This is a genomic window from Streptomyces sp. AM25, from assembly GCF_058146165.1.
The window spans coordinates 1-7,879 of sequence record NZ_JBKIWN010000073.1; the positions used below are offsets into that span (position 1 = coordinate 1).

The following is a 7,879-nucleotide window of genomic DNA, read 5'->3' on the forward strand; positions in this document are numbered from 1 at the left end:
CACCCGTGATCAAAACCGTGCCCCCACCACCCCACACAGACGGCACCACACCCACATCCGCAGCCAGCCGCGCCAGCCGCCCCACCCGCACCACACCATCACGCACAACAACCTGAGACTCACCAGCAGATAGCAGTCCCAGCAAAGACGGCAACGCCGTAGTGATGTCCTCGTCCTTCTCCACGTCCAGGAGAGCGAACCGGCCAGGGTGCTCCGACTGCGCAGAACGCACCAGACCCCACACCGCACCAGCAGCGAGATCAGTACCGTCCACCCCGCCACGGGTCACGAACACCAGGCAAGCCCCGACCGGCCGTTCCTCCGCCAGCCACTCCTGCACAAGCCCCAGCACCCGGGCCGACAACTCGTGCACCTCACCCGGCACATCCACACCCACACCGGACACCGGCACCAACACCAACACGCCGTCACCCGACACATCCGCCAACGAACCGACCTCAACACCGAACGTCACACACCGCACCCCACCCGACGAGGCACCACCCACCACCGGAACCGGAACCCACTCCAAACGCAGCAGACCATCACGCGCGTCACCACCAGCCGGGGCAGCAGGCCGTGCCGGAGCAGCACCCAGCCTCAAGGAGTCCACCGAGAGCACCGGCGCGCCCTCGACGTCCGTCACCGTCACGGACACCGTGTCCTCACCAAGCCGCGCGATACGTGCTCGTACCGTCGACGCCCCCACCGCCTGGAGTGCTACTCCGCCCCAGGCCTGTGGCACTCCTCCCGCAGTGACCGTCCCGCCGACCCGTACCAGTGCGTCCAACAGGCCGGGGTGAAGCCCATAGCGGCCGACGTCGTGTGCAGCAGCGTCGGGTAGAGCGGCCTCGACGAATACCTCGTCGCCCCGCCGCCATGCTGCCCTCAGTCCAGGTACCCCCTCCGTGTCAAGGGAGACCGCACCCCGGGGCGGCCACGCCACTGTGCCGATGTGCGCCGTCCACTCGTCCTGGGCCGGAGTCGCAGCAAGTACTCCCGTCGCATGTTCCGTCCATGGCCCGTCGGCGGCACCTGCTGCACGCGAAGAGAGCGTCAGTTGCCGGACCCCGGAGGCGTCGGGGGTTCCTATGCGCAGCTGGATCACCACGTCCCGGCCCTCGTGCAGGACCAGTGGTGCACCCAGGGCGAGCTCTTCCACACGGCCACATCCGACCTGGTCACCCGCACGGATGGCCATCTCCAAGAGGCTCGTAGCGGGGAGGACGAGCGAATCGTCCGCCGCGTGCTCGGCCGGCCATGGCGCACTATGCGCAGAGAGCCGGCCGGTGAAGAGCACTCCGTCGGAGTCCGCAAGCGGGAGTGCGGCGCCGAGCAGTGGGTGCTTCGCCGCGATCAGCCCCACCGCCGCGACATCGCCCGTGGTCTGTTCCAGTGCCGGCCAGTAGTGCCCGCGCTGGAAGGGGTAGGTGGGCAGGTCCACGCGCCGGGCGCCGGTGCCGTCGAAGAACCGTGACCAGTCGACACGCACCCCGGCAGCGTGCATGCCGGCGAGCCCGGAGAGCAGCGAGGTCTCCTCGGCCCGGCCCTTCCGCAGAACCGGCGTCACCAGGCAGTTGCTGTCCTCCCCCAGACATTCCTGGGCCAGAGCGGCGAGTGTCCCGTCGGGGCCCAACTCCAGGAAGGCGGATACACCTTCCGACCGCAATGCGGCGATGCCGTCGGCGAAGCGCACGGTCTCGCGGACGTGCCGGATCCAGTATTCCGGGGTGCAGACACGCTCGGCGGACACCTGCTCACCGGTCACGTTCGACACCAGCGGAATCGACGGCGGCGCGAAGGACAGACGGCTCACAACTGTGCGGAAGTCGTCGAGCATGGGGTCCATCAGCGGCGAGTGGAAGGCGTGCGAAACCTTCAGCCGGGACGTCTTCCGGCCCCGGCCTTCCATGCGGACCCGGATATCCTCGACCGCGCCTTCCGCTCCGGAAACGACCACGGACGAAGGACCGTTGACGGCCGCAATCGACACGGACTCACCGAGCAACGGCAGGACCTCATCCTCCGCAGCCTCAACGGCCAGCATCACCCCACCGACGGGAAGTGCCTGCATCAGCCGACCCCGCGCCGCCACCAACGCACACGCATCCGCAAGCGAGAAGACTCCCGCCACATATGCGGCCGCCACCTCACCGATCGAATGACCAGCAACAAAATCCGGCCGCACACCCCACGACTCAACCAGCCGGAACAACGCCACCTCAACCGCGAACAAACCAGCCTGAGCGTAAACAGTCTGATTCAACAACTCCTCGTCATCGCCCCAGACAACCCCACGCACCGGCCGGTCCAAGTGCCCGCCCAACCCCACGCACACCGCATCGAACCCGGCCGCGAACACCGGGAACCGCTCATACAACTCCCGGCCCATACCGAGCCGCTGCGACCCCTGACCAGAGAACAACAACGCCAGCGAACGATCGGTCGCCGCTCCACGGGCAACCTCCACAGGCCCGCCCCCGGCACCGGCCAGCAACACCGCCCGACACCCAAAAGACGACCGCCCCGACGCCAACGAAAAACCCACATCCAACGGCGAAACACCACACAACGCCGAAACCCGCTCCACCTGCGCATCCAACGCCGCCCCGGACTTCCCCGACACCACCCACGGCACCAACACCGGCAAAACCACAGGCACATCGGCCGACTCCTCCGTTGATTCGGCCTCGGCCTGCTCCAGCACCACATGCGCATTCGTGCCGCTGATCCCGAACGACGACACACCCGCCCGGCGCAGACGCCCTGTGTCCGGCCAGTCCACCGTCTCCGTCAGGAGCCTGACGTTTCCGGCCGACCAGTCCACGTGCGAGGACGGCCGGTCGACGTGCAGCGTGGGCGGCAGGACTCCGTGCCGCATCGCCATCACCATCTTGATCACACCGGCCACACCCGCAGCAGCCTGCGTATGCCCGATGTTCGACTTCACCGACCCCAGCCACAAAGGCCGCCCCGCACCACGATCACGGCCATAAGTCGCCAACAACGCCTGCGCCTCAATCGGATCGCCCAGCGTCGTACCCGTCCCATGCCCCTCGACCACATCCACATCGGCAGCCGACAGACAGGCATTCGCCAGCGCCTGACGGATCACACGCTGCTGCGAAGGCCCATTCGGAGCCGTGAGCCCATTACTGGCACCATCCTGGTTCACAGCCGAACCACGAACCGTCGCAAGCACCGGATGCCCATTGCGCCGCGCATCCGACAACCGCTCCAACACCAGCACACCCACACCCTCGGACCAACCCGTACCATCCGCCGCATCCGCAAACGCCTTACACCGACCATCCGACGCCAAACCACCCTGCCGACTGAACTCCATCAGGGAGCCAGGCGTGCACATGACGTTGACACCGCACGCCAGTGCCAATGTGCATTCACCGGAACGCAGGGACTGGACGGCCCAGTGCAGGGCGACCAGCGACGACGAGCACGCCGTGTCGACCGTCACCGCCGGACCCTCCAGGCCCAGCGTGTAGGAGAGGCGCCCCGAGACGGCGCTGGCGGCAATGCCGGTGCCGATGTCGCCGGTGGCGTCGGCCAGGGAACGGACGAGCAGATAGCCGTAGTCCTGTCCGTTGGTGCCGACGAAAACGCCGGCACGGCTGCCCCTCAGAGTCGTCGGATCGATACCGGCCCGCTCGAACGCCTCCCAGGAGGTCTCCAGCAACAGGCGCTGCTGCGGGTCCGTCGACACGGCCGTCCGAGGAGAGATCCCGAAGAAGTCCGCGTCGAAGTCGGCCACGGAGTCCAGGAACCCCCCGCGGTGGCTGAGGCTGGTGCCCCGTTCGTCGGTTCCGGCGTCCCGCAGAGCATCGAGGTCCCAGCCGCGGTCGGTGGGGAAGGCGGACGTCGCGTCGGTCCCGAAGGCCACCAAGTCCCACAGATTCTCGGGGGAGTTGACGCCACCCGGGTATCGGCAGCTCATCGCCACGATGGCAATGGGTTCGGTGGTCGCAGCGACGAGCTTGCGGATGTGTCGCCGCAGGCGCTCGGCCTCCTTCAGCGAGGAGCGGAGTGCTTCGACGATCTTGTCCTGGGACGTGGTCATGCTCCGCTTCCGTTCCGTGGATCCTGCAGGTCACCGGAGTTTTCCGGGAAACGGCGCACAGTCTCGGGCGGGCAGGTCAGAAAAATTCGTAGTGTCGGCACGCCTCGGTGGAGGGGCCGGGACTACGGATTTGCCTGATGTTCGCGAAGGACCATCGCAGGACTCGAAGCCCGGGGTTCCGGGGCCGTCCCCTCCACCGACATTGATGAGGAACTCCCATGCCCGACCCCGCTCCGGACGGATCTGCATCGCGATTCCTGATGATTCCGTCCGGCTCCTGCACGGATGCCGAGGTGGAGCTCGAAGCACTGGACGAGCAGCTCATCGCCCAGCTCATGCTCCGGGTGCACCGTGCCCGGGACCACGAGCTGAGCCGGCGAGAGGCAGGGCTTCCGGCCACCACGCTCGCCCTCGAGAACGCCACGCTGAACCAGTACGCGTCCCGTCTGGGGCAGCACGGTGCCGTGATCGCCTTGGCAGTCATCGCCCTGTCGCGGCTTCCGGCACCGGCACTGCCCACTGCACGGCAGGAGCGGGACCGGCCGTGACCCGGACGGGATCGGGTCCGTCCGGGCCCGGCTTCCCGAATCGGACCTCCGGCCGTCGGCGGGCTTCTTTACGAGTTTGCGTAGTGCCGGGGCGGTTTCATGCAGAGGTGACGTCAAAACCAGCCATCACAGTGGACGCCGGCCGCTTCGCCAGGGCAGTGGTCCCGTTCGAGCACTGGTATCTGGGGTTCCCCGCCACGCTGTCGCCCGTACTGAACCTCGTCGTCGAGGGAACGGGCCTCATCGGAACCACGGAACTCCGTCGGGCAGTCGCGACGGCTGCGGACGCCTGCCCCGGCTCCCGGCTCGCCCGGCACGGCGCACGTTGGTCGGACAGCCGGATGCCGCCGCCGGTCCGGTTCGCCCGCAGCACGGTGCTGGACCGCAGCACCCTCAACGACGTGGTGGAGCTACGGCGGCCCCTGCCTCTGGACGGCGCGTACTGCGAAGTCGTGCTGTTCGGCGGGAAGTTCCCGTCCATCGCGTTCCGTGCCTCGCACGCGGTGATGGACGCGCGTGGGCTGCGCCTGTGGGCCCTCGACGTCTTCCGCGCCCTGCGTGGCGAGGAGCCGGCCGGGGCACGGTCGGTGACGACCTTGAACGACCTCGACGAGCCGCTGGCCGCACACGCGCACGCCGGGAACCAGGACTTCGCCCTCGCCTCGCTGCTGGGCGTGCCGGCGAACGCGCGTTTCGGCGGGTACCGCTGGTGGCGGCGCACGATCGACGGCACCTTCCCGGCGGTGGCCGCGCGGCTGGCCACCGAACTGGCACGGCTGTCGGGACAGCGGACGGTTCCGGTGAGCATCCCGGTGGACCTGCGGCCGTTCCACCCGGAAGTGCAGTCCACGTCCAACCTCGCCGTCAGCGTCTCGCTCCGGGTCACACCGGAGGAGGGATGGGAGGCCACGCAGCAGCAGCTGCTGACGGTGCTCTCCGAGCGCCGCGGCACGGTGCACGCACCGGGACCGGAGGTACTCAAGGCCCCTCTCGGCCTGCTGCGCATGATGGTGCGCGGACTGGACCGCAAGGCGCGCCGGACGGACGGTTTCTCCTCGGTGGGCTCGGTGAACAGCCTCGGCAGGACCGACACGGATGCGTTCGTCACCGGCACCTTCGAGCCCTCGTCGGTCTACCTGCTCTGCCCGCGCGAACCGGCGAGCCCGCCGGGCCTGAACGTCGTGGAGTCGGACAGCCGTACCGAACTGACCCTCTCGTGGTGGCCGGGCGCAGAGACGGAGGTCCGGGCGGGGCAGCTGCTCGACGCACTCTGCGAGGCCCTGTCCCCCGCGGTCAGCCGGGAGCACGCGACAGTGCTGCCGACCGTTCCGGCGCAGGAGAGTGTCGCGTCCGAGGCCTGTACGGTGGTCGGCCTGTTCCGCGATCAGGTGTGGGCCCGGCCAGATGCCGTGGCGGTCAGCGGCCCGGAGGGCGAGGTGACCTACGGCGAACTCGACCGTCGAGCCCGGGTGATCGCCTCCGAGCTGCAGGCCCGCGGCCTGGGCCAGGACTCGGTCGTCGGGCTGTTCACGAACCGGTCGGTAGCTGCAGTGGCCGGGGTCTGGGGCATTCTGCTGGCCGGCGCGGCCTGTCTGCCGATGGACACCAAACACCCGGACGGGCGGATCCGTACACTGCTGGAGGACGCACGGGTCCGGTTGTGCCTGACGCAACATCCGCACGATGAGCGGGACTTCCTGCCCAACGGCTGCGACCGGCTGGTGCTGGACGAGCTGTCGCACGCGCCCGCCACCGCCGAGCCGCCGGCGCCGCCCGACCCGACGGACCTGGCCTACGTGGTGTACACCTCCGGCTCGACCGGCAAGCCCAAAGGTGTGGAGATCGAGCACCGCAGCCTGGTCAACTATGCGAGCTGGGCCGTGCGCGAACACGGCATCGACGCGAACACCCGGATCCCGCTGCTGTGTTCGCTCTCCTTCGACGTCGCCCAGATATCGCTGGTCCTGCCGTTCCTCGTGGGCGGCACGCTGCTGCTCATGGGCGACGAGCTCGACCACCTGTCTCTTCAGGAGGTGATCGACGCCGGGGCGACCGCGCTGGCGCTGACACCGTCGCACCTCGACCTGATCACTCGCCTGAGGCTGCGCCCCGGCGCGGTCGGCACGCTGATGGTGATCGGGGAACAGTTCACCCAGGCGCTGGCGCTGCGAGCCCGGGAAGTGTTCGGCCCGGGCTGCCGCATCATCAACCTCTACGGGCCGGCGGAGGCGACCATCGGGGTCACACACCACGTCTTCGACGCCGAACGCGACACTGACGCCGGCGTGCCGATCGGACTGCCGCAGGACGGGGTGTCGCTGTTCCTGCTCGATGCGGAGCGGCGTTTCGTCGCCCCGGGCGAGACGGGCGAGCTCTGCATCGGCGGCGTCCAGCTCGCCCGTGGGTATCGCGGCCGCCCTGACCTGACCCGGCAGCGCTTCGTCCGCATGGCCGACGGCACCCGCGTCTACCGCACCGGGGACCTGGTACGTCGACTGCCTTCGGGTGCCGTGGAGTTCTGTGGGCGTGTCGACGACCAGGTCAAGGTGCGCGGGCACCGCATCGAACCGGCGGAGATCGCCCTCGCCCTGGAGACGCACCCGGCGGTCGCCTCTGCGGTCGTCGTGCCGCGGCCCCTGCCCGGCCACGTGGAGAGGTCGCTGTGCAGCTACGTCGTACTGCGGCCCGGCGTCCCGCCGGTCGACGTGCCGGAGTTGGAGGCGCATCTCCGTGAACGTCTGCCGTCGTACATGATGCCTGTCGCCACGCTGGTGGTGGCGGAGATCCCACGCACCGTCAACGGCAAGGTCGCAGTGTCTGCACTGCCCGATCCGTTCGCCGACGCGGATGCACCCGGCGGGGCAGTGACGTTGAACGGCACCGAGGAGGCTGTCGCGAAGGTCTGGGCGCGGGTGCTGGGCACCGATGCCGAAGGACTGGGCCCGTACAGCGACTTCCACCAGCTGGGCGGGGATTCGCTTGCGCTGATCACCATGGTTGCGGAGGTGGCCCGGGGGGTGGTCGGTGCCGCGGGGGCCCTGGCCTTCACCCGCCGGATGGCGGACTTCATCTCACGGCCGACCCTGGGCCATGCGGCCCGGCTGGCCGAGCGGTCCCGGACCACCTGACCGGAAGCCGTTTCGTCAGATGTCGAGGCGGAAGCGCAGCCGGCAGATGACGGCGTCGGTGTGGCGGCGGAGTGCGCGGTCGAGGACGGCGCCGCGCTGGTTCTGCAGCAGGCGGTGCCAGGGTCGTG

Annotated in this window: 4 protein-coding genes; 2 read left to right on the forward strand and 2 right to left on the reverse strand. The window is 69.0% G+C overall.

Going from position 1 to position 7,879, the window contains the following annotated elements; translation table 11 throughout:
• A partial coding sequence (locus ACLHRZ_RS35950; protein ID WP_490422813.1) for a type I polyketide synthase occupies positions 1 to 4,075 on the reverse strand: 4,075 nt, incomplete at its 3' end.
• A 218-nt stretch (positions 4,076 to 4,293) separates the two neighbouring features.
• Here ACLHRZ_RS35950 and ACLHRZ_RS35955 point away from each other — a divergent pair.
• Together ACLHRZ_RS35955 and ACLHRZ_RS35960 are read left to right on the forward strand one after the other, a co-directional pair.
• Complete coding sequence (locus ACLHRZ_RS35955; RefSeq protein WP_490422814.1) at positions 4,294 to 4,623, forward strand: hypothetical protein; 330 nt, start codon at positions 4,294 to 4,296, stop codon at positions 4,621 to 4,623.
• 107 nt (positions 4,624 to 4,730) lie between these two features.
• Complete coding sequence (locus tag ACLHRZ_RS35960; RefSeq protein ID WP_490422815.1) at positions 4,731 to 7,751, forward strand: non-ribosomal peptide synthetase; 3,021 nt, start codon at positions 4,731 to 4,733, stop codon at positions 7,749 to 7,751.
• 15 nt (positions 7,752 to 7,766) lie between these two features.
• On the opposite strand, the gene ACLHRZ_RS35965 is transcribed toward ACLHRZ_RS35960, so the two are convergent.
• A partial coding sequence (locus ACLHRZ_RS35965; protein ID WP_490422816.1) for a hypothetical protein occupies positions 7,767 to 7,879 on the reverse strand: 113 nt, incomplete at its 5' end.